Source organism: Dyadobacter sp. CY323, assembly GCF_021390245.1.
Lineage (GTDB): Bacteria > Bacteroidota > Bacteroidia > Cytophagales > Spirosomataceae > Dyadobacter.
In genome coordinates this window covers 59,501-83,519 of sequence record NZ_JAJUXH010000027.1, presented here as the reverse complement: position 1 = coordinate 83,519, position 24,019 = coordinate 59,501, and the positions used below count along the sequence as shown (strand labels likewise).

General features: G+C 47.4%; 16 protein-coding genes. 5 read left to right on the top strand and 11 right to left on the bottom strand.

Going from position 1 to position 24,019, the window contains the following annotated elements; genetic code table 11:
• Positions 1–9: 9 nt before the first annotated feature.
• The 5 genes from LZG72_RS26345 to LZG72_RS26320 form a co-directional block, all read right to left on the bottom strand.
• On the bottom strand, positions 10–1,479 hold the full coding sequence (locus LZG72_RS26345; RefSeq protein WP_233878137.1) for a PKD domain-containing protein: 1,470 nt from the start codon (positions 1,477–1,479) through the stop codon (positions 10–12).
• Positions 1,480–3,518: 2,039 nt separating this feature from the next.
• Positions 3,519–7,688, bottom strand: coding sequence for a S8 family serine peptidase (locus LZG72_RS29305; protein WP_304488640.1), 4,170 nt, complete (start codon positions 7,686–7,688; stop codon positions 3,519–3,521).
• A 475-nt stretch (positions 7,689–8,163) separates the two neighbouring features.
• The gene (locus tag LZG72_RS26330) at positions 8,164–9,726 is read right to left on the bottom strand and encodes a M81 family metallopeptidase (RefSeq protein WP_233878136.1); all 1,563 of its coding nucleotides are present in this window, start codon (positions 9,724–9,726) and stop codon (positions 8,164–8,166) included.
• A gap of 127 nt (positions 9,727–9,853) precedes the next feature.
• The gene (locus tag LZG72_RS26325) at positions 9,854–11,221 is read right to left on the bottom strand and encodes an exopolysaccharide biosynthesis polyprenyl glycosylphosphotransferase (RefSeq protein ID WP_233878135.1); all 1,368 of its coding nucleotides are present in this window, start codon (positions 11,219–11,221) and stop codon (positions 9,854–9,856) included.
• Positions 11,222–11,281: 60 nt separating this feature from the next.
• A complete protein-coding gene (locus LZG72_RS26320) occupies positions 11,282–12,223 on the bottom strand; it encodes a hypothetical protein (RefSeq protein ID WP_233878134.1) in 942 nt (313 codons plus the stop codon).
• Positions 12,224–13,003: 780 nt separating this feature from the next.
• Between LZG72_RS26320 and LZG72_RS26315 the strand changes: the two genes are divergently transcribed.
• Positions 13,004–14,377 (top strand): glycoside hydrolase family 140 protein, encoded by a 1,374-nt coding sequence (locus LZG72_RS26315; protein WP_233878133.1) that lies wholly within the window; start codon positions 13,004–13,006, stop codon positions 14,375–14,377.
• A gap of 82 nt (positions 14,378–14,459) precedes the next feature.
• Here the strand turns inward: LZG72_RS26315 and LZG72_RS26310 are convergent, their stop codons facing one another.
• Positions 14,460–14,951: a DUF4468 domain-containing protein gene (locus tag LZG72_RS26310; protein WP_233878132.1), complete on the bottom strand. Its 492-nt coding sequence runs from the start codon at positions 14,949–14,951 to the stop codon at positions 14,460–14,462.
• Between the two features lie 116 nt (positions 14,952–15,067).
• Positions 15,068–16,039: a GlxA family transcriptional regulator gene (locus tag LZG72_RS26305; RefSeq protein ID WP_233878131.1), complete on the bottom strand. Its 972-nt coding sequence runs from the start codon at positions 16,037–16,039 to the stop codon at positions 15,068–15,070.
• A gap of 133 nt (positions 16,040–16,172) precedes the next feature.
• On the opposite strand from LZG72_RS26305, the gene LZG72_RS26300 reads away from it, so the two are divergent.
• The 4 genes from LZG72_RS26300 to LZG72_RS26285 all read left to right on the top strand — a co-directional run bounded on the left by LZG72_RS26300 (position 16,173) and on the right by LZG72_RS26285 (position 19,513).
• Positions 16,173–16,583, top strand: coding sequence for a VOC family protein (locus LZG72_RS26300; protein ID WP_233878130.1), 411 nt, complete (start codon positions 16,173–16,175; stop codon positions 16,581–16,583).
• Between the two features lie 77 nt (positions 16,584–16,660).
• Positions 16,661–16,960, top strand: a complete 300-nt coding sequence (locus tag LZG72_RS26295) for a hypothetical protein (protein ID WP_233878129.1) — start codon at positions 16,661–16,663, stop codon at positions 16,958–16,960.
• 187 nt (positions 16,961–17,147) lie between these two features.
• Positions 17,148–18,224 carry a glycosyltransferase gene (locus tag LZG72_RS26290; RefSeq protein ID WP_233878128.1) on the top strand — a complete coding sequence of 359 codons (1,077 nt, stop codon included), beginning with the start codon at positions 17,148–17,150 and terminating at the stop codon, positions 18,222–18,224.
• A 56-nt stretch (positions 18,225–18,280) separates the two neighbouring features.
• Positions 18,281–19,513 (top strand): amine oxidase, encoded by a 1,233-nt coding sequence (locus LZG72_RS26285; protein ID WP_233878127.1) that lies wholly within the window; start codon positions 18,281–18,283, stop codon positions 19,511–19,513.
• 33 nt (positions 19,514–19,546) lie between these two features.
• Here LZG72_RS26285 and LZG72_RS26280 read toward each other — a convergent pair whose 3' ends face one another.
• Genes LZG72_RS26280 through LZG72_RS26265 form a run of 4 tightly spaced genes read right to left on the bottom strand, consistent with a single transcriptional unit; the run spans position 19,547 to position 24,005 of the window.
• Positions 19,547–20,479, bottom strand: a complete 933-nt coding sequence (locus LZG72_RS26280; RefSeq protein ID WP_233878126.1) for a glycerophosphodiester phosphodiesterase family protein — start codon at positions 20,477–20,479, stop codon at positions 19,547–19,549.
• A 21-nt stretch (positions 20,480–20,500) separates the two neighbouring features.
• On the bottom strand, positions 20,501–21,097 hold the full coding sequence (locus tag LZG72_RS26275; RefSeq protein ID WP_233878125.1) for a histidine phosphatase family protein: 597 nt from the start codon (positions 21,095–21,097) through the stop codon (positions 20,501–20,503).
• 8 nt (positions 21,098–21,105) lie between these two features.
• Positions 21,106–22,560 carry an FGGY-family carbohydrate kinase gene (locus tag LZG72_RS26270; RefSeq protein WP_233878124.1) on the bottom strand — a complete coding sequence of 485 codons (1,455 nt, stop codon included), beginning with the start codon at positions 22,558–22,560 and terminating at the stop codon, positions 21,106–21,108.
• On the bottom strand, positions 22,560–24,005 hold the full coding sequence (locus LZG72_RS26265; protein ID WP_233878123.1) for an FGGY-family carbohydrate kinase: 1,446 nt from the start codon (positions 24,003–24,005) through the stop codon (positions 22,560–22,562). The genes LZG72_RS26270 and LZG72_RS26265 overlap by 1 nt, the downstream gene beginning before the upstream one ends.
• Between the last annotated feature and the right edge of the window lie 14 nt (positions 24,006–24,019).

Genomic DNA, 24,019 nt, shown 5'->3' with positions numbered 1-24,019 from the left:
CTGGCTCGTTCAGAGTTTATGCAAATCCGATTGCGCATTGCTCTCGAACGTATTGGTGGTTGCCGCGTCAGAATTCAGTTCCGCATCCGACGTATACATGATGCCGTAGCCACCGCTTTTCGTGATTTTGCTATTTTTCACCATGAGTTTGGCACCACGTCCGTAAGTGGTCACAGCTGATCTCTGCCCCGACACGATCACCGCACTTCCAGCCCCGATAATTTCAGTATGGTCCAGTTCATTCAATGCACTCACCGAGTAAATGATCAGACCTTTCCAGTGCGCGGCATTTTGAGAAGATCCTTTGATCGTCACTTTGTTTTCTTTTGTGCCTTTTGCTGAAAGATACCCATTCCGGTTAATGCTGATCATGGCATCCCGGGCCACTTCCACGGTCACGCCGGGTTTCAGGCTCCAACCTGCTTCCACCGCCATGTTACCGAGCAGACGATACGGAGTTTTGTCTGCAAATGAAGGCCAGCTCACTTCCTGCGTCCCGCGGATGTCCGAGGAGTTGATCTCCACCGCGTCGCGGCCATTGTTACCTGTGAATTTGGAAGCAGCGTCGAGCAAAGTCGCATTGTATGCGTCGATGAGCATCGGTGCTTCAACCTGTTTGCTGAATGCATTTCTTTCAAATTTCCTCAGTACGGAGCCGTTTTGCACGTACAAACCATAACCGCCGTTGCTGGTAAATTTGCTGTCGGTGATCGCCAGCTGCGCTTTGTTATTTCCAAAAAGTGCGAGTCCGGCTTTCGTATTTGTAAATGCAATGCGGCTTCCAGCGAATTCGATGTCTGTAAATGCGAGGGAATTGGCAGTACTTGGCGAGAACAATTTGATCCCTGCCCAAAATCCGGCTTGCAATTCCATTCCTGTAAACCGGATTCGCTGTTCGGCCACGCCGTCGGCTACCACGCTTCCTTTTTCTTCAATATTCAGCGCTTTGTCTCTTTCGAATGCCACGGCTACGCCGCGATCGATGCTGAGCGCCGAATAAACGGCAATATCCTTTTTTACAATGTAATCCGGTTTTGTAGGATCAATAATGCGGTCGAAAAGTCGGGTGTCGCTTTTGATATCCTGCTCAATAATGATGGGTGTCGGATATTCGGCTTTCACCTGGACACGGTCTGTGCTTTTTTCAGTACCACTGGAAACCGTCAGCTCCATTTCGTAATATCCGACGATATCCGGTGTAAATGTTGGTTTTGAAGTAGAAGTCTGCGAAAGGGTAATGTTGCTGTTCGAAGGTTTTTTGATTAATGTCCAGCTGAACGTTTTTGCGTCGGCGCCCTTTGAGGCGGTGCCGTCCAGGGTAACCATCTGATTAGGCAGGATATCCTGGTCGGTTCCGGCGTCGGCTTTAATGGTGGTTTGTACGGGAGGCGCCGGTGCGGGAGCTTCATCTTCATTACATGCGACGAGCAGGCTTAGGAGAGAAGTGGAGACTGCGATGGTAAAAAACTTAATTTTCATGGCTACAAAAGTTGGATCGTTTAAAATGATGATCCAAAACTAGCTGCACCGTGAGATCCGGGAAATCGGCATCTGCTCAAACTGATTAATTGAAGACACGAATTGCGTAATTGTTTGGTTAAACTGCTGGGCTAAAAATGGTTGAATTTCTTGCAACGGATTTTAACGAATCGTTGGATCTCGGATCGTGTTTTATTTCGTACAATCATTTTCTAGAAACAGGAGGCTCCGCGGGAGCCACATTTATTTTGTACAATCATTTTCTAGAAACAGGTAGCTCCGCTGGGGCTGTTTCTATTTCGTCCCGGTTGTGCCTCAACGTTCATTTCCTCCCGGGTTGTCAACCATGCAAAACATCTCCCATTCAGCCGCAGAGCGGCTTCCTGTTTCTAGAAAGCATCCACATTGATAATAATGGCCTCAGCGGGGCCTCCTGTTTTTTTGCGGGTTTCAGGAGGCACCTACGGAGCCGCGTTTTTTCATTCCACCTCGTTTTCTAGAAACAGGAGGCTCCGCCGGAGCCCCATTTATTTCGTACAATCATTTTCTAGAAACAGGTAGCTCCGCCGGAGCCACATTTATTTTGTACAATCATTTTCTAGAACAGGAGGCTCCGCTGGGGCTGTTTCTATTTCGTCCCGGTTGTATCTCAACGTTCATTTGCTCTCATGATGTTAGCTCGGGAAAAACATCTCCTATTCAGCCGCAGAGCGGCTTCCTGTTTCTAGAAAGCATCCACATTGATAATAATGGCCCCAGCGGGGCCTCCTGTTTTTTTGCGGGTTTCAGGAGGCACCTACGGAGCCGCGTTTTTTCATTCCACCGCGTTTTCTAGAAACAGGAGGCTCCGCCGGAGCCCCATTTATTTCGTACAATCATTTTCTAGAAACAAGTAGCTCCGCCGGGGCTGTTTCTATTTCGTCCCGGTTGTATCTCAACGTTCATTTGCTCCCATGATGTTAACCCGGGAAAAACATCTCCCATTCAGCCGCAGAGCGGCTTCCTGTTTCTAGAAAGCATCCACATTGATAATAATGGCCCCAGCGGGGCCTCCTGTTTTTTTGCGGGTTTCAGGAGGCACCTACGGAGCCGCGTTTTTTCATTCCACCTCGTTTTCTAGAAACAGGAGGCTCCGCCGGAGCCCCATTTATTTTGTACAATCATTTTCTAGAAACAGGAGGCTCCGCCGGAGCCCCATTTATTTTGTACAATCATTTTCTAGAAACAGGAGGCTCCGCGGGAGCCACATTTATTTTGTACAATCATTTTCTAGAAACAGGAGTCTCCGCCGGAGCCACATTTATTTTGTATAATCATTTTTTAGAAACAGGTAGCTCCGCTGGGGCTGTTTCTATTTCGTCCCGGTTGTGCCTCAACGTTCATTTGCTTCCATGATGTTAACTAGGGAAAAACATCTCCCATTCAGCCGCAGAGCGGCTTCCTGTTTCTAGAAAGCAACCACATTGATAATAATGGCCCCAGCGGGGCCTCCTGTTTGTTTGCGGGTTTCAGGAGGCACCTACGGAGCCGCGTTTTTTCATTCCACCTCGTTTTCTAGAAACAGGAGGCTCCGCCGGAGCCCCATTTATTTTGTACAATCATTTTCTAGAAACAGGAGGCCGCCGGAGCCCCATTTATTTCGTACAATCATTTTCTAGAAACAGGGAGCTCCCCCGGAGCTGTTTCTATTTCGTCCCCGTAGTATCTCAACGTTCATTTGCTTCCATGATGTTAACTAGGGAAAAATATCTCCTATTCAGCCGCAGAGCGGCTTCCTGTTTCTAGAAAGCATCCACATTGATAATAATGGCCCCAGCGGGGCCTCCTGTTTTTTTGCGGGTTTCAGGAGGCACCTACGGAGCCGCGTTTTTTCATTCCACCGCGTTTTCTTGAAACAGGAGGCTCCGCTGGAGCCACATTTATTTCGTACAATCATTTTCTAGAAACAGGAGGCCGCCGGAGCCCCATTTATTTCGCACAATCATTTTCTAGAAACAGGAGGCTCCGCCGGAGCCCCATTTACCAATAGAGACGGTCGGTTATCCCTGGTCTTCCTTCATCAACTCGTCATACACCTGGATCAGTGAGGCATATTGGGAACGTAGCTTTTCATTCGCGATCACGGTCGCGGCCTTGCCCCGTTTTTTGGTACAAAGCGACTGAATGCATTCCAGCATGCCATCGATATTAATTCCTTGTTCTTTCAACCGCTTTTTGAATTCCTGAGAAATGTTCTTTTCACTCAGCAGGCATTTAAGAAGTTTACACCATTTTTCATCAGTTCCGGGGTCGTTTCCGCCCGAAGGTGAGGGCTGATTACCGCCTCGATAGCATGACGCACTTCGGATCTGTTCTCTGGTAAAGGGTTTGCCACGAAGAGAATGCCCGTCCGCTTTCACCCGGATCTGGTAATATCCGGGCTGGTCTGCGATCCGTTTTCCGCTGTATTTGCCGGTTCCTGCATTAGTAAGGATTAAAGTCTCGGTGGAATGATCCGGCAGCGTAATGTAGGCGGTTACCTTGCAGGGTTTGTTGAGAGGAATGCCGAATTGCGTGAGCGATACGTTGATCGTGAGCAAAGCCCCTGGCTCGTAATGTTCCTGAACCACCTGTGTCTTCATTTTCAGGTTGGAATAGGAATGTACCAGCAGGCTATAAGGTACTTTTCCCTGGTCGGCTGTCGCCGCTGAATAGCTCCGATTGGCATATTTATCGAAACCATGCTTTGAATTGTATTTCCGGTTGATGGTTAGTACCGCATTCCATTTTCCCTCCTTTTCCGGTGTTCCGATCGGGAGGGGCAGGCTCATCCGGTAGTAGGCGACATTATTCCCGATTCCGTAGGTAAGTCCCGGTGTCGTGTAGGCATCAGCGGGCTTTACGATCTGACCGCTGGGTGTTTCCAGGTAAAAATCAACCAGCGAAGGGTGGGGGATCATGGTGATCACGTCCACCCGGATGTCTGCATCGTTCACTAAAAATGGAATTTTATGTACCTGATCACCATAAAGCGTCCCATCCGGATCTACCACCACATCTTCATTATTCACACCGGCCTGGATCTGAAGAAAGTATTTTGCCAGCTTGAAAACACTGTCCTCGCCGAGGTTATCGGCCAGCAGCATGTAGCCTTCATTTGCATTCGTAATCTCATTCAGCGTTGCCGGATTAATTGCATTTGCTTTCCCAAGCCCGATCGCAAACATGCGGTCGGTAATCTGGTCGGCAATATCGCTGATGTATTTGGGATCAGTTTCCTGCCCGTCCGTAAACACGATGATCGACTTGGAATCGTATGTGCTCACCGGGTTAAGCCGAAGTATCGCGCGTTCGATTCCGTCCCCGATGGCGGTAAAGCCATTTGTATTAAATGCAAAATTGTCGATGGCCTGATGCATAGCGGAACGTCCGGCTTCAAACGGATTGGAAGGTGTGGGCGGCGGACCGACCGGGCCGGTGAAATCCAAAACATCATACGGATCATGGTCAAAAGCAACAATTCCCAGACCGTTGTTTTCATGCAGCACGTCGATCATGATGTTGGCGGAGAACTTCAGAATATCCATCCGGGTTGTGGTGCCGATACCCGACTGGGCAGCCATACTTCCCGACTGGTCGAGGCAGAGCATAATGGCCGCCGTTTCTTTTTCAATGACATTAGCTGTGATCGGGATTGTCCATTGTTGTTCTGTTTCCGGATTCTGTACCGTTACACTTATGCCATCCGCCATGGTGATCTCGTCCCCGGCAGTTGTACCCGTATAAGTTACCCAGAAATACACTTCCCGCGCCAGATCTGCGTCCGCCGAGGCACCGATGGATTCTGTCGTAGAAAGTGCCGTAAACGGACTGCCGGGTGTTGTCATGCTGAAATTGGTCGGCCAAAGGCTTTTTACATTAAACCTCACAGCCCGCGCGGCAGTATCCCCGGCCGGAACATCGTTAAAGTCCAATGCAGGTGTCACCAGCTCAATATCCCAGCCAGCCTGCCTGACTGCGGTACCCGTATCCAACCGGCCAAACCCATAGAACTCACTGAAAAACGGATTGCCATTATAGGCTGGCGAATTGGAGAAGTTTCCATTCACATCCTGCCACCGTCCGTCGGCATCGGTTTCTCCGGGGTTGATCTTAATGGCCGTATTATACAGGATATCTCTGACCTGCGTCCAGGTAAGCTGCGGATTTGCCGAGAGCATTAATGCAGCTGTGCCGGCGCAAACGGGTGTGGAGTAGGAGGTTCCGCCAAAATTGCTGCGGTAATCCCGTGCCGAGACAGAAACTGTTGTGCCGGTGTTGTGATCATTCAAAAGGCCGTTTGCCAGCGTAACCGTACTGGCCCCCGCATTTACTGCGGTAATTACATTGCCTTCGGTATCGGCCGTTCCGGGTGTTCCGATCAGAATGGCCTGGCCTACCGCTGCGCCGGCAACACTTCCCAAGGTTATGACGGTATTTCCCGCATTTGCATTGGACAATAAAATGGAGGTGACTGTCGGCCTTCCCACCGTGCCGTTACCCTCGGGGCTTGTTGTGGGCGTGGCTGTGAACGTTCCATAGTTAAATGTAGGATTGTGCAATGCCGCACCGCCCACAAATTCATCCTGGCTTGGCGCACAAATGGAAGTTCGGGAGCTGTAATTCGTGTAAGGTGCGCTGATTTCCGTGGTACCGTCATTGGCCAGTGTGGAAGCTGCGATTGAAAAACACCGCTCGTACATCCCCCACGGCCTTTCAAACGTGATGTCGTTGTCGTTGCCATTGTTTGCCGCCGAGAAAAACAATAATGTACCTCTGCCATCGCGCCCATCGTCTGTGAGCCGGTCAAAAACCGCTGCCATGGTTCCGCTGGTCGGGCTTCCTATGGCCGAAGTGATGCCGATGCTACTGGATATCACATGTGCCCCGGGGTTGATCTGGGCAGGAAAGTCATCGTCGTCGCTATCCGGGTCGAAGCCGCCTGCCCAGAGGTAAATATTCGCGTAGTCGGCCTCGGTACCGGCTCTTCTTATCGCCAATATCCGGCTGTTCCCTGCGATTCCGGCGGTTCCCTCGTTCACACCTGCAACTGCCGAAGGGTTGTTTGTGAGCGAAGCGGCGGCACTTGCACACGAGGTTCCATGACCGCTATCCAGGCTGTTGTTATTAGGAACCATATTGGCAAAATCGAATGCCTGGTAAATCTTTGAGCTGCCGTTTGAGACAGTCCCATTTAAATCCGGATGGTTCGGGTCCACACCCGCGTCCACCACCGCAATAATCACATCCGGACTTCCGAAAGTATGGTTTACGTTGGTATTCCGCAGAAACTGCCAGGCATCGGGCGTGTTGATGATCTGATGGTCCCATTGTTCGGGAAACAGGAAATCAGTTGGCGTAATGGCATCTTCCTCAACCGTGGTTGCCAGGTTCGGTTCTGCAAAAACAACTTCCTCCAATTCTGCGAGCCGGTTGATCTGCCCCAGAATTTCGTAAGAAGGTGCTTTCCCCGATGTGAGGTGATATAAATTCCCTAATGCGGCAATTTTACGTTTTACAACAAATCCGTTTTCAGCTGCAATGCCTTCAACCTGCTCTTTTGTAATGTGCTCCTCGAATTTGGCCATCACTTCATTGGTGAGCATAGCCGCGCCAGTTTCAGTCAGCTTTATGATCGGCAGGGCTGCGTTGGGCATTTCAGCATGGATATTTTCTCTAATGGAATTCATGGATGCGGCATCAGGGGCGTAGCATACCAGCAGACCGTCCCGGATCTGCGATGATTCTTGCTCAATTCTCAGCTCATATTTTTCAGCCAGCTTTCTGGCGACTTCTATTTTTTCATTCTCATTAAACCTTCGCTGATCATTTTTCTCCCGGGTTAATTTGTCTGGAATGAAAATAGCAATCCTGTTTTCATCCGGCGTGAATGGAACTTTCATTTTTCCCCGATAATAAAATGGCTGCCCTTTTTCACGAAGTATGAAAACCTCCGTTTGCGAGTCTCCGTTTACTTCTACCATCCTTTCTTCATCTTCAAACGGTTTCCGGGAAACCCTGATCGTGTAGGTGCCTCTCGGTATCTCCCGTTCCGAGGTATAGCGACCTTTTTTGTCGACGTTGTTCAAACGGATGGTTTCGCCGTCAGCATCGAGTCTGACTGTCGCATTTTCGACTCCTTTTTGTTGGTTTAAAACCTGTACAATAAACTTTGATGTGGAAGTTTTCATTGGGTAAAAGTTTATGGTGGAAAAAATAAAGGCAAAGCAATCCCTGTCCCGCAAACGGGATTTCAAATTGGGTCAAAATGATGTGGGTTAAGTTGGCCTGATGGCGCTGGTTCACTCTTTACAAATGATCAGCACGGGAGGCAGGTAGACATCGGATTGGTCAAATATCTTAGATAAAATAGTATAATCAATTCCGTTAAAGTTCAATTTATTAAGCGGTAAGGCCATTTTGAGTGTCAAACCACCTGCCAAACGGAACAGGTTGCCAAACCGGTACCAGATATACGCGACAGCCTGAACCCTGAGAAAATCGATTGCCAATTCCGGCGTGCAACGGATCTTTTTCAGGGTATATCATTAATCGTTAATCACGAACTAAATGGAAAAATCGCTCAACTCGGGAGAGATAATGTGAAGAAAAAGAAAGCCGGAGCTTTGGAAAAAGCCCCGGCAAAAAAAGGAAGAAGCAATGCTGTTATTTACTTTCGGACGAAGGCACCAGTTGCGCCTTCAGATCCGGTTCTTTCATGTCTTTGTCCAGTGGAAACATCGGACGTTTGATTCTCTTGTAATCCAGTCTTTCCAGATTTTGATCGACGCCGCCCGGGGTCAGTGACAAAATCCAGTCGGCACGCATGTTATAAAGCTCAGGTTCCAGGTAACCGATCTTCACCACCACAATGTCGCTTTTTCGCGGATTCAGATTTAACCTGGTAAAATCACCTTCGCGGTGATACGGTTTGCGTTTTTTCGTTACAATCACCGACACACTTCCTACTTTCACTACAACCTCCGTTTCCGCATTGCGGTCACCGTGTTGAATGGCCGTGACGGTACCTGCCAAACGTATCGGCGGTGCAAAACGGGCATCCACTTTTGCCCCGGCCAAACCATCCACTTTCCCGCCAACTCCCGCAGCCACCGCCTTTTCGACGAATTCGGGCCCGGGAATGGAAGCGTAAATCAGCGAAGGCCCATTCTCCGATTTAAACTCAGGACGTTTCAGGATTTCGGTCAATGTCCAGGTTACGTCACCCGCGCCACCTGCGGTAGGGTTGTCGCCCGAATCGCTGATGAAGTAGGGGTGCTTGTCACTTGCAATGGCTTGGTCCAGGCTTTGTTTCAGATCGCCGGTGGGGGCCACGAAAGCGAAATCCTTCCGGACCTTCCAAAAGCTGCCCGCCAGTTTTTCAGCCGTACTCGTTACAGCCTGTTTGTCGTCACCGGTCACCATTACCACCGCGTGGTTTCGTGGCTCATCGGCCCAGGCGTAACCAACCCACATCGCCGCATCGATAATTCCTTTTTGTACAGATGCAGGGGCGACAGCCGCATAAATGGTTTTTGCTGGTTCAATGCGCGTACTGGTTTTTTCACCTGGCAACAAAACGGGTATCGGTATGTATGCTTTAAATGCGGGCTTTCCTTTTCCGCTTTCAATGCGCGAAAGAAGGTTAGAAACCGCCCGTTTCTTTGTTTGCATGGCATCCTCGTGCGGGGCCATTCGATAGCAGGTGATTAGGTCGGTGTTTTGTGCGAGCCGCCATGAAACGTTTCCATGAAGGTCCATGGAAGTAGAAATGATGGTTTTCTTCCCGATCACCTCGCGGATCCGGACGATGAAATCACCCTCGGGATCATCAAGCCCCACAACACTCATCGCGCCGTGAATGTCAAAAAAGAGCCCGTTATACGGACCATTCTTTTTCAGCAAATCCAGCGTTTGTTTGACGAGTGACTCATAAGCTTCCCTGGTAACCGCGCCGCCCGGGAGCGACTTGCCCACTAATGCGGGCAGCCAGGTAGCCCTCGCGCGCAATCCCGAATCGGCTGCCATAAAAGGATAAGAAGTGAAAACGTCGTCTCCATACCGGGCATGAAATGCTTCTTCGGTCGTTAATGCAGGTGAAAATGTACTCGATTCGATCCCAAGCCCGGCAATGGCAATTCTTGGTAACGTCTTTTTCGGGGGTTGACTAAAAGTCGGCCGAAATGCAATCAGGCAGAGAGAAAAAACCAGTAATAATGTAGTTTTCATGTATAAAATTTTAAGAAACCCGCTTTTCACTTCTATTTTGTTTAAAAGTAGGCGCAGGTTTCTTAAAAGAAAAGTTTCGGGGGAGAAACCTTTCGGGATATTCAGAAATGGGATTGGTTTTGCTGCATTATCTTCCTTTACCAAGCAAAACCACCTGAATGGTCAGGAAAATCAGATAGACATCCTTCAATAAACTATATGTATTCAGATATACCATGTCATATTTCAATCGGGTAAGGTTTTCCGATGAGTTTGTCGCATATCCAACCTTTATCTGCCCGATCGATGTAATACCAGGTCTGATTGTCAGCATCCTCTGGAATTCATGACTTGCCTCTTTCATGAGCATATCAACATCGTACTGATGTAACGGACGCGGACCAACGACGGACATTTCTCCTTTTAATACATTTAGGAACTGCGGGAGTTCATCCAGCCGGGTTTTTCTGAGATAATAACCGATTGGGGTGATCCTTGGGTCATTGTCACCAAGTGAATGCTGCAGACCATATCGCTCAGCATCGGTATACATGGTCCGGAACTTAATGATATTAAATGTCTCACCCCATCTTCCTGTACGTTTCTGCAGAAAAAACACGGGTCCTTTGGATGATATTTTAACAGCTGCCATGATCAGAAGGAACACCGGCAAGCCTACAATCATGACAATCGATGAAAATACGAGATCAAAAGTTCTTTTAATTAACTGCTCGTTAATTCCTGAAAAAGGTTTTGTCTCTACATGGATGATCGGATACATATCCGGTTGACCAAAGTTGAACTTTCCCGTTGGGAGGCCGTGAAAATCCGGGATAAGCCTGACCTGGGTTCTCTTTCTTTCAGCCAGCTTTAAAACCTTGGTAATCTGTCCCTTATTCATTTCAGACAAGTAGCAATAGAGGAAATCAACACGCTCTTCCTCAATGAATTTTTCCAGGGCATCTATCTGTGCGTAATTGCCCCTCAGGTTGAATATCCCGCAAAAGTGATGGCCGATTTCCTGGTTGCTTTTGTAAAAATGGTCCCTCCGTTTGTCGAAGTTCCCCTCCGCAATAATGGCATACCGTTTCAAATTAAATCCAAATTTCCGAAGGTAAACCATTATGTTCTTGATCACAATATGAACCAGCAACACACTGATAGCAAAAATCTCAAAAGCGGTAAATACAAGATTTTCTTTAAAACCATTAGAACTATCACTGATATAAAGTATGATTTCAATTAAAATGAAATGCACGCCGCACATAAGAATCAGCTTTCCAAAATAACTGTATCCGTACTGATTGGAAGATACAAATGAGTAAACATTAAACAGATAAATACATAATACCCAAAGTAGATTTGCGATTAATAATATATTAAGGTATTGAATATCCTGAAATGCAGATAAGCCTTTAAATAAAACTGCACCAGAAATAAAATAGGCAATGTTAAGCAGGAGTATATCAACCCATAAATTTATTTTGGAAATATTTCCAAGGAAAGGATTTTTCATAATAGTTGAGTAGAGTTTGCAAGAGTTGAGGAGGGATAAAATAGATTTTAGGGACGCGGTCTAAGGAACAGCAAACGTAGTAGTTAATAAACTTTTAACTTTTTTAAGGAGTCGGGTCCCAACTGTTTCTCTTTTTAGAAATGTTCTTCGGGCATGTTGTATTTCATAGGCATTGTCTATTGAAAGATTTACTGCGGTTTGTAAATTTTTCCACGGTTTAGTTTCATGAAAATGTGCGTTGCTGTGATCATTATATGAATCAGTATCTGAAATTCCGATATTGCTCACGAGGTTTACATTTGGAACAGTTGCCAGGCCATAATTTTGAAAAAGAGTATATTGCCATTGGTGTTCCCAGCTATTCTTTTTTGTTTCTTCATAGACCTTGTCCAGGCGGTCGTGCCAGTATTTTGCAATTTCAGCATCCCCGAATATTTTTTGTATTTTCCGCTGGCTTTTCATTTCCGGCAATTGCTCCATCCAGAAATCATATTTATTCCAGGCCCTTTTCCAGGTCGCCCAACCACAAGTATTTCCCACACGCGTGAAAAAATGATCAGCATGGTCAACACGTATTTCCGGATTTGACTGAGTACCAGAGATGTGCATGACCCTTTCGTTGCTTTGATATTTATCAAGCATAAACTTGCAAAACGAAAAAAACGTGGGGTGCGGCAGGCAATCGTCTTCCAGAATGATCAGCTTATCACAAGTTTCAAAAGCCCAGCTTATGGCAGATGGAATTCCAATGGCGCTGCCGACATTCGATTCCGGGAACCACCTTTCAACTTTGCAGTTCCAGTTGATTTGAGAATCGTGAAGCAAGTGCCTGCAGGTTTCGACGAGGTCGACTTCTTCTTCATTTCCAGACGCAGGCGCATCTGAGAAAATGTACAATTTAGCTGGTTTTATTTTTCTGATCTGCTCTAATACGTGACATGTTGTTTCCGGCTTTTTAAATGTGACTAGCAGGATGGGTACGTCAAACAATTTTGTGTCCATTCAATTTTAAACTAAATATATCTAGTGGGAAGGTGCTTGATTTTCCTCAATGTATTACTTACCATTTAACAGATCCTGATTGTAAAAGGAAGCAATCGTTCATCCTATGCTGGTAAGGTATATTTCTGTACATCGAAGGTAAAATACAAATAACTATAACTATGTTTTTTGTGGTCACATCATGATTAATTGGGGTAACGCCAATTCATATGGGGGTCTTTTTTTGAATTAGCTCCTGTTCGTCCTGCCCCGGCTTTCTTTGCGCCAAATTGACGTTTTAGGTACATTTCTCTTTAACAATTTATCTTTTTCGAGATATCCTTTGCATTGTGATGCGAAAGTGGAGTCACACCTGTATTCAGATAAATAGTTATCCGGCAATTCAATATTTCTTGAATTACTGAATGGTTATAAAAGTATTTTGATTTGTTCAATTGGAATTTAATGTAATATTTCATTGTAAATTCGCCGTTCAATTTATAATAATAGTGTTACTCAAATTGAAAATGATCGGAATAGTAGATTGCTATATAGTTTACTATATATTTAACTACTATTTCTATTTTGAGTGAAATATTTAGTTGTATTGCAATTTTCATGTAGAACTACTGCGCTTGTAAATTATTCCCGGTTTCGCCCTGTAACGCCCAATTTGAACAACGCAAAACCACCCAAACCCGCATTATTACCAGTCTAACGCCGATTGTATCTCGGAACATGGGTATTCAACTGGATTTCATTCCTTTACATAGGTCAAAACGAAATGCTAATCATAAATCCATGAAACCACTCCGACTCAGCTTACTCGTCTTGCTGCTTTTTTCCAGCTACATGCTACCCGCCCAAACCTTCACCGTGAGTACCAACAAGCGATATATTCTGAAAGAGGGGAAACCGTTTTTCTGGCTTGGGGATACGGCCTGGGAGTTGTTCCATCGCCTCGATCGGGAAGATGCGGATTACTATCTCAAAAAGCGCGCAAGTCAGGGGTTTACGGTGATCCAGGCGGTTGCGCTCGCGGAGTTTGACGGGCTGGAAGTACCTAATGCGTATGGAGAAAAGCCTTTGGTCGGCAATGATCCGACTAAACCGAATGATGCTTATTTCAAGCATGTTGACTACATCATTGACAAGGCAGCGGATTATGGTTTGACAATCGCATTCCTGCCAACCTGGGGCGATAAGGTTTTTAAATCCACCTGGGGAAAAGGGCCGGAGGTGTTTAACGAGGCCAATGCAGAAGTGTATGGGAAGTGGCTCGGGAGCCGGTATAAGGGTAAGAAAAACATCATTTGGGTACTGGGCGGCGATCGTAATCCACGGCAGGGAACGCGGGATGTGGAGATTTGGAAGGCAATGGCGGCAGGCATTCAGGCGGGTGTAGGCGGCGGTGACAAAGCGTTGATGACGTATCACCCGCAGCCTAATAAGGAAGGTTCGAGTGAATGGTTCCACAATGATGAATGGTTTGATTTCAATATGTTCCAGACCGGCCATTGCCGCGATTCACCCGTTTATGTGAGCATTAAAAGGTCTTATGATCGCCAGCTAATCAAGCCGGTATTGGATGGCGAACCGATCTATGAGGATCATCCGGTGTGTTTCAATGCCAAGGAAAATGGGACTTCCAGTGCGTTCGATGTGAGGAAATCAGCCTATCTTGATCTTTTTGCAGGGGCTCTCGGACACACATATGGCTGTCATGATATCTGGCAAATGTATTCTCCGAACCGTGAAGCAGTGAATGGACCTAACATTTTCTGGCAGCAGGCACTAAACCTGCCAGGCGCAAATGAGATGAAATTCGTGCGAAAGCTGATCGAATCCCGCCCCGTACTTGATCGCGTTCCGGATCAAACTGTGGTAGTGGAAGGTGATTTGGGACCGCATGAGAGAATTCAGGCCAGCCGCGGAAATGACTACATATTCATTTATTCTGCTGCTGGTAGATCGTTTTCAGTGAATCCGGGGAAAATCTCGGGCAAACAGGTGACCGCATTCTGGTACGATCCGAAAAATGGCAAAACCAATGATGCCGGCGCATTTGATAATCAGACTGTGACAAAATATACTCCGCCGACAACCGGTTACGGTCACGATTGGATTCTCGTGCTGGACGATGCTTCCAAAAATTACTCCAAACCCGCACTCTGATTTCGGAGAAAGGGGCATAAAAAAATCCTGCAACCGACGATGAATTGTCAGGTTGCAGGATTTTTTGTTTCTAATGAAGCGATCAGAACGTTTTGTAGTCCCTCACATTTTCCTGAAGATAAAGCAAAATACCCTTCATTTTGTTTTCAAGCTCTGCTGAAAACAACTGCAGTTCTTTTTCCGATTTCAGATTAAAACTCTTGATAGGGATAAAGCGTCCATTATCCTGAAATTCAATGCTGCTGATTGATGCGCGGTACTTGCGGTTTACGCATTCGACGATCAACACGTACCTAAACTGGTAGCTGCCGCCCGGTGAACTTTCAGAACGGGGTAATGTCACATTCAGGTTTCCCTGACTCACAAAATCACCCGTTTCTTTATCTGCCAGCAAGGTTACATTGTCGGGGTTCGATTGGGTAACTGCCAGGCGCACGCGGCGGAATACTTCTATTTGAGATATGCTGCCGCAATCTATTGTCTCAGAGTAAGCAATTTTTTCTATTAACGTTGCAATTTCGTAGGCGGTAGAAGACATAAAGTAAATAATCGCGATTAGTGAAAGCTTGAACATGGTCGATCCTTTTTGAAGTTATCCCTATTATCAGGGAAATGCAAATTTGCGTATGGACTGCAAATTCGAATGGCGTAGTTAGCCACCGGCTAATTCGAACATGTTAACGTTAAAACTCAGCTTTCTTTACTGTACTTATTTCGGTATTCGACGGGAGTAAGGCCGGTTACTTTTTTGAAAACATCGCGAAAAGCCTTTGTATCGGTATAGCCCACATCGAACATAACCTCGGTCACATTCTTGCGGGAGGCCTCGAAGCTGCGTTTTGCCGCCTCTATCCGCACCCGGCGCACGTATTCGTTGATGGTATTATTGGTTGCGGTTTTAAATCTTCTCTCAAAACTCCGCCGGCTCACATTTGCGATGTCTGCCAGGTCTAAAATACTCAGTTTTTCAGCATAATTATTTTCGATATAATCCTGAATCCCCCGGATCTCATTGTCGGGATGACCTTTTTGTCCGCGGAAAATGGTAAATGCACGCTGGTTGTCCCGGTCAATATCAATGGCGAAAAATTTCGCGGCTAGGATCGCCAGGTCGCGGTCGGTGTATTTTTCCAGAAGGTACAGCAGTAAATTCCAGAGCGAATTCGCCCCGCCGCTGGAATAAATCTTTCCCTCGTCGGTGATAATGGACCCGTCGACGATCTCGATGTCCGGATACAGGTCCCTGAACTCATTGTAATAGGCCCAGTGCGTGGAGCATTTTTTTCCATTCAGAAGCCCGGTAGCGCCAAGCAGAAATGCACCCAGACAAAGCGACGCAACCTCCGCACCACGGTCATGCATTTGCAAAATCCAGGGGATCGCTTCCCTGTTTTTTTCAACCGCCCCGGGGAGTTCGCCGCACAACGCCGGGATCACAATGAGGTCCGTATCTTCCACCTCGCTCAGCAGACGGTCAACATGCGTGGTGTATTCGCCTTTTTGTGCTTTAATGCTCTTTTCGAGGCCTACAAATTCAACCTCAAACATTGGGGCCTGACCCATGGTTTGAGCCAGGTCATTGGCGGCGTTGAACAGTCGGTACGCGGGAGTAATGGCCTCCATATAAGCACTTTGCGGCACGTATACTGAAATGTGTTTCATGGTTAAGAGATTTAGATTTTCAAAGATAGGAAAATCTCTCTGGCATTTTCTCCCCCTTAGAGAGGCGTATTTACACCCGTTTGTTTTGAAGCGTTTGCGGCAATTTTGTAATGTAAAGAACCGCATCGATCCTATGAGCATTTACCCCTTCCTGACTTTTAATGGAAATTGCAAGGAGGCAATGCGATTTTACCAGTCGTGCTTTGGGGGCGAGCTGCATTTTAAGTACCTGGGCGACGCGCCTTATGCAGACAATCTGCCGGTGGAAATGAAGCACCTCGTGCTTCACGCGAGCCTGGTTTCTGAACATATCCGGCTTTTTGCCTCAGACATGCCGACCGAAGACGGATTATTTAAAGGAAATAGCATTTCACTCCTGGTGAGCATGGCACAAAACGACCCATTAGCTGCTGTTTTTACCAAACTCTCGAAACAAGGTGAGGTGACAAGCCCTCTCGCGGGAAGCACGGGCAAAGGACAATGGGCTACATTAAAAGACCGTTACGCCGTACAATGGATTTTTGCGGTGGGGGGGTATTCTTAGAAAAGCGAGGCAAAACATCTCCCATTCAGCCGCAGAGCTGCTTTATGTATCTTGAAGCCTGTGAGCGTTTCTCACCCATGGAGCGACGCGTTGCGGACAGCATTTGCCCCGGAATTGAAAAGGTTGAAAATTTCGAAATCGGTGATCCAATTCCCGATGGACAAACCGTTTCCTGCAGACTTCATAGTAACACCATAGAAATTTCGGAAAGAAGAAACCGGGGCCTCGGTCGCCGGGTAAATTATTTAAAACGAAAACCTGTACTTCTCCATTCGGATGCGAACGAGCATTTAAGAGACGAAATTCCTTGTTTACTTGGCAGATTCCGCGCTTTTTGCAGAAATGTCGCGCATTTCCCTTCATTTCCAAAGCGTTAAAAACAGGTTAAAATCACATCAAATTTTGCTGCGCCAGTGTACACCGGGCACATCTGGCACAATTCTTATTGGAAGGGGCAATATTTTGATCTGATACCTATTTCTTATGACCATCAACGCACAGAAAAACCTACTTTGCTTTTCCCATCTCAGGTGGGACTTCGTGTTTCAGCGGCCACAACATTTGATGACTCGCTTTGCTCAAAAAGGGAATGTTTATTTCCTGGAAGAGCCATTGTTTGACGTCCTTGAAACACCTTATCTTCAAATTGAAAAAAAGCTTCCCGGCCTTTGGGTTTGTGTGCCGCATCTGCCCGCAGGCTGCTCACAGGAGAAAACGGCCGAACAGCTTAAAACACTTTTACAATCATTTTTTGAAGTCCGCAACTGCGCCAACTTTATTTTTTGGTATTATACTCCGGTTGCTTTCGAATTTTCAAGGTCATTCAAACCGGACCTGATCGTGTACGATTGCATGGATGAGTTGTCGGCATTCAAATTTGCGCCGCCACGGATCAAATTCATGGAACAGCAGCTTCTGGCGAAAGCCGACATTGTTTTTACCGGTGGTGTAAGTCTTTATGAGGCGAAAAAATCGAGTCATGACAACATTTATCCGTTTCCAAGCAGCATCGACAAATCGCATTTTCAGGCCGCTAGAAACTTAGTAACCGAGCCAAAAGACCAGGCCGCCATTTCAGGGGTCAAGCTGGGTTTTTATGGTGTAATCGATGAACGTTTCGACCAGCAACTGATCCGTGAACTTGCCGCCAGAAGACCTGATTGGCACCTTATTCTGATTGGTCCGGTAGTGAAAATTGATCCGGCCCAACTTCCGGTAGCGGACAACATCCATTACCTGGGATGTAAAACGTATCAGGAGTTGCCGTCATACCTTTCCGGGTGGGATGTGGCGATGATTCCCTTTCTGCTCAATGAGTCGACCCGCTTTATCAGCCCAACCAAAACACCGGAATACCTTGCCGCCGGAAAACCCGTGGTATCGTCCGCGATTCGGGACGTTGTTTTTCCATATGCAAAATTAGGCCTGGTAAGCATTGGTCACGATACGGAATCCTTTATTTCGGCGATCGAACACGAGCTGACGAACAGAACAAATGAAAAATGGCTGCTTGCCGTCGATGACTATCTTTCCGATAAATCATGGGAAAATACGTTTGATGCCATGCAACGATTGATGGTTTCGGTTAAAAAGCTCGAAACTTCTGTTGTTCTGACCAGAGAGCTCAAAACTGCGAGTTAGTCATGCTTTTTTGACCTCGGAAACGTGCTGTTTTACAAAACCAAGACATAAAATAAATGCAAGAAATCCCGGTACTGACGACTTTTACAAAATCGTACGAAAATCCTTTTAACACATTCTGGATGGCTGGTTTTGAATGCACCGATCAGCTGAATGCAAGTGGTAACCGGGTAGACCTGCTTGAAATGACCGGCCACCTCGACCTGGTCCGCGAGGATTATGCGCGGATCTGTTCGGTGGGGATTAAAACGGTACGTGAAGGATTGAGGTGGAGCGTTGTGGAATTCAGGCCCTACCAATACAATTTCAGTGTCGCGCTGGATATGATGCGTGCGGCCGATGAGTATGATGTGCAGCAGATCTGGGATATTTGTCATTTCGGCTATCCCGATGATCTGACACCTTTTCACCCGCATTTTACGTCCCGGTTTGTGAGTTTATGTAAAGCTTTTGTCGAGTTTTATCTGGAACATTATCCCGATAAACCATTACATGTAACGCCCATTAATGAAGTGAGCTTCATTTCCTGGCTGGGCGGCGAGGCGGGCGCGACCGTGCCTTATTGTACCAGAAACGGTTGGGAGCTGAAGTATGCATTAATGCGGGCATACATCGCCGGGGCAAGAGCGATGAAGGAGGTCAGCAGCCTTGTCAGGATCGTAACTACCGAGCCGCTTGTAAACATGGTGCCGGTATCCAATCCAACAGCGGATGATTTTCTTGCGGCGGCAGCTGAAAATGAGCTGCAGTTTCAGTCGGTGGATATGCTTTGCGGGCGGATCTGTCCGGAGCTGGGTGGAAGTGATGATCTGATCGACGTGATCGGGTTCAACTACTATTATAACAATCAATGGATCACCGGCGGATTTGAATTTTTGGGGTGGAACGATCCGGTACCCGATCCGCGCTGGGCCCCGCTCGCCGACCTGCTGGAAGACGGGTATCTCCGCTATGGCAAACCCATTATCCTATCTGAAACCAGTCACCCAAAAGAAGACAGGCCATTGTGGATACAAATGATCGCCATCCAATGTGCCGATGTGATCGACCGCGGGGTGCCATTGCTGGGAGTATGTTTATACCCGATCATCGACAGGCCCGACTGGGACCACCTGCACATCTGGCACCATTCCGGACTCTGGGACACGGATTTTACGAGTAAATACAGCCGGGTACTGCATCAGGAATCTGAAATAGCGCTTCTTGCCGGACAAGAACTTATCGCAAACCGGTTGGCTCTCTCACAATACCGAAGGCTACTTTCAGGAGTGTCCTGGCAGTCTTCATGATCCGGTTTTATGTTGGTTAGTTGAATAAGCCCCTCATTTTTTACCGAAAAAACGTTGCTTGGGGGTGTCTTTTTTTATGAATTCATCCACCGCTTCCGCAAGTTCGATCGGATAATCAGATTCGATGATGGAAGCCCCATCTTTCGCTATCGACTTGTAAGCTGCTTTTCTTTCTTCGGCGGTTTTTAATTTGTCATAAGAAGATGCAGAGGATATCATGCACATCGCCCCTTTTTTGTTCAGCAGAGTATATAACTCCTGATTATCCGGTTTCACGTGCGGGCCGATGTAGGCAATGAGCTGCGTAAATGGAACGCCTGCTTTTTCGTATGAGTGGAACTCTTGTTTATTTTTAATAAAAGCAGAAAACATACTATTCTTGTTTTCTTTCAGATAAAAAAGCGCCTCTTCCGGGCTATGAACGGTTTTCATCACAAAAGCTTCGGCACGATGCCTGCGTATGAGCGCCGCGGTCATTTTCAGCGGGACGTCTTTGTGGTCGAGATTGAGGATGGTTTTACCCCGGGCCCATTCAATTACTTCGGCAAGGGTAGGAATGGAGAAGTCTGTCACATTACCTTCGGCATCTTTCAACCGGAAATTTTTAAGTTCGGCATAGGTGTAGTCCGAGAGTTTTCCTTTGCCGGTGGTGGTGCGGTCGAGGGTGGCGTCGTGCATGAGTACCATCACACTGTCTTTGGTCAACCGGGGATCTATTTCGAAAAACGCGGGAGTATGTTTTAATGTATTCTCGAAGGTCGCGATGGAATTTTCGGGGAAGCCTTTCACCATTCCGCCACGGTGCCCGGCGATCAGCAGCCTGTCGTTTCCGGTAAACTTAAAAACCGCAAGCATGTCTTTGGCCGATTTCAGTTTCAGCACATTCATGCCATTTTGAGCATTCACAGAGCCGGCAGCGCCGGATAGTACGAAGAGAATGCCTGCAAAGAGATTTATTTTTTTCATGTCGAAATTGTCTTTTTTGAATTAACCTGCATTAAGCTTTAATAAACTGAATTCCGCATTTTCATCCAGCTGAAACAGCGTAATCGCAGAATTTTCCTGCACCAGCTGCCGGTAGTTTTTCAATGGCATTCCCAGTTTCCACGCCATGTAAAAACGGTTCACAGCATTGTGGGCTACCACGAGGATCGTACCGTCCGGATGTTCTTTTTGTTTTTGGTTAAAAAAATCATCGACGCGTTCCACCACTTCCATCGCCGTATCGCCGGTGCCTCCTGCCCGCGTATGATCGGGCGCTGCCGCCCAGCTGTTCCACAGTCCGGGATCCTCGGATACAAATTCCGCTCTGGTTTTGCCTTCCCAACTTCCGAAACTTGCCTCGGTCAGCCTGTCGTCAGTGATTACAGAATCGGTTCCCGACGCTATTTTGGCGGTAATATGCGCCCTTTGTAATGGGGAAGCGTAAATGGCGTCAAATGACAAATCCTTCAATAAAGCAGCTGCCGAATGCGCCTGCCGGATTCCTTTTTCCGTCAGTCCAACATCCGTCGCGCCGCAGTAACGGTTGCCGTCGGCATTGTAAAAAGTTTCTCCGTGACGGAGCAAATACACTGTAAGCATGTTAATTTCTATTGCGGTGAAACGGATTGTTCAATGTAATTCCTTTCGCCTAATTCCTGAATAAATCTCTGATAACCAAGTTTATATTTGTCTGCCAGTTGCTCCGTCGGAACCACCTTTTTCTCGATGTGCGTCATCGCTTTCGCAGCGTCCGTCAGCGTCTGGTAATACGTCTCCGAGGCAGCAACAACCGCCGCACCGGCTGCGCCGGTCACCTGCCCGCACTTGTAAATAGGGAGATTGAGCACATTGGCACGGATCGTGAGCCAGGTATCGCTGTTGCTTCCACCGCCCGCTGTGAACACGGCATTCACCTTCTCACCCGAAAGGTTTTCGATCAGCTCATACGCATAACGTTCCAGGTACGCGACACCTTCCATGTTTGCAGTGAATAATTCCTCGTCGGAAAGTCCGTCGGGCGCAAAACCGCGGGCTTCTGCCGAGATAAAAGGGAACCGTTCTCCGGCTTGCAGCAGCGGGTAGGCTGTAAATGGGGTCGGGACCAGTTTGGCGGCAGCCTCATTAAGTTCCGCCAGACGATCTTTAAAACGGTTTGTGATCCAATCTGCTCCGGTGTTGCTCGCGCCGCCCGGCATCCAGTATCCTTGCGGGTGCCGGTGACTGTAAAGCCTGCCGCGGGGATCTTTAATCTCGCGGGTGGTGACTCCTTTTACGACCATAGTAGTACCGATGGTGGTATTCCAGTCCCCGGGAGAAACCGCGCCCGACGCCACTTGCGAGGCGCATCCATCGGTCATTCCGGCAACCACCTGTATTTCCGGAAGGCCCAGCTTTCCAGTGAGGGAAGGCATGATGTTACCAATTACTGTACCCGATGGAACAACTTGTTGCAGCCACTCTTTTTTTAATGGCAGTTGCTCATGAATGTAAGCTGGCCAGCGTGCCTCATTTACATCAAAACCTGACTTTAATGCATTGGTAAAATCGGTTATCCCGAAATTCCCGCACAATTTTCCTATGATAAAATCAGTGGCGTGTATCCAGGTTCTGATCCGGCTGGCTTTTTCAGGGAAGTGATTTACAAACCAGACCATTTTGGACAAGCCGCTCGACGCATTGAAACCGGTATATCCGTGCGGATGAAATTTTTCGGCAATTTCTCTGCAAAGTTTTCCTTCATCCGCCGATCGTGGATCACTGTACATCAGCGCATTGTGAATGGGATCGTTGTTTTCATCCAATGGAATCACCGTTCCCGAAGTGGAAGTTACCGAAACGGCGCGGATCAGATCCGTATCCAGTTCTGCCTTTACAGCATCCATCATTTCCTGTAAACACAATTCACAGGCTTGCCACCAATGTTGCGGCGACTGTTCCTCACGGGATTTTGCGGTGAGTGGAAATACCTTTTCCGCACTGGCTTTTGCGCGACCTTTCTCATCGGTCAGCAAAACCCTGACACCCTGGGTGCCCACATCAATACCTATAAAATATGCATCCATCAAAGTGCCGATTTGAACGTGGCCCGCACCTGTTTCCATTGCTGATACCAGAGCTCATGCTGGCCTGATGTTTCGGGATAAACCACTTCCAGCACGCCGGGAACCGCATTCTCGACACCTAATGCCTGGTTGCAGACGAATACGCCGCCGACCACGGAAGCCTGGCGGTAATTGTCCCGGATCATGACTTTTTTATTCAAAAGATTTGCCAGAAACTGCCTTAAAACGCGGCTTTGAATGCCCCCGCCGCAAACCCAGATGTGGTCTTCTTCGTGCGGCGTGACATCACACAAACTCTTGTAATTTTCGAAAATGCTGCACGCAATGTCCCACAGGGTAGCAAATACAAAATGCCCTCGTTTCAATTGATGAGAAACCGGAGTGTTGAATAAAAAACCTCCCCGGACCAACGGCGACTTTTCGTCTGCCAGCAGCGATCCCAGCGCCGCAACGCATTGCACATCGGTAATGGCGGATACTTCTTGTTCGATGATTTCGTAGCCTTCATTGGGATAGAAAACTTCTTTTAACCGCTGGTAATTCAGTCCGGTAACCCCTGCATTGGCTTCCAGTAAAAAGCTTTTTTCATCCGTGTGGCGGCTCGTCCAGGTTCTTTCTGATTCGTCTAAAATGTACTGACCCGAGATTTTTATAACAGGTGTGGTTGTACCCGAAACGACCACGATATCCTGCACCGACGGGCACATGCTCATAATGGCGAGCTGCGTATCGGAACCCCCGACGATGATTTGTGCCTCCTCGGAAATGCCAAATTCACTGGCCACTTCCGGTAAAATTTTACCAAGTATTGCCCCGCATGAATGCAATGGAGGAAATAAAGCATAATCCAGGTCGAATGTACTGCAAAGAAATTCCGACCAGTTTCCTTTTTCTACATCATATAAAAGCGTCTCGCAAGCCTGGGAATGCTCGTAACCGGCCACCCCGCTGAATTTGTACTGAACCCAGTCGCTGATGCTCAGGAAGGTTTCGATATCCTGCCAGAGTGCAGGCCGTTTGTTCCGTAACCCCACCAGTTTTAATGCCGAAAACAAAGAAGTAGGGTAGCGGCCCGTGAGCCTGTACATTTCATTTTTATCCAAAATAATATCTTCCCATTCCCGGCCGCGATGGTCGATATTCGGCATTCCGATAATTGAATTACCCGATTTGTCCACAACTACAATTCCTTCCCGCTGGCTTGTTGCCGTAACTGCGGCGATCGTGATTTCTCCTGCTGTGTTCAGCAATTTTTTGGTCAGACCGATGATTTGCTGCCACAATGCATCTGGCGAGAAGTAAATGGATTCAGGATAATGCTCGTCCTTTTCATACCTGGCGTCTTCACTTTCCACGCCTATTATGCGCCCATCACAGGCAGCAATTGCCACACGCACATTGCCCGTCCCGACATCCACGATCAGGTAAGTATTTTCTGATGTCATGTTCTGGTTACGGA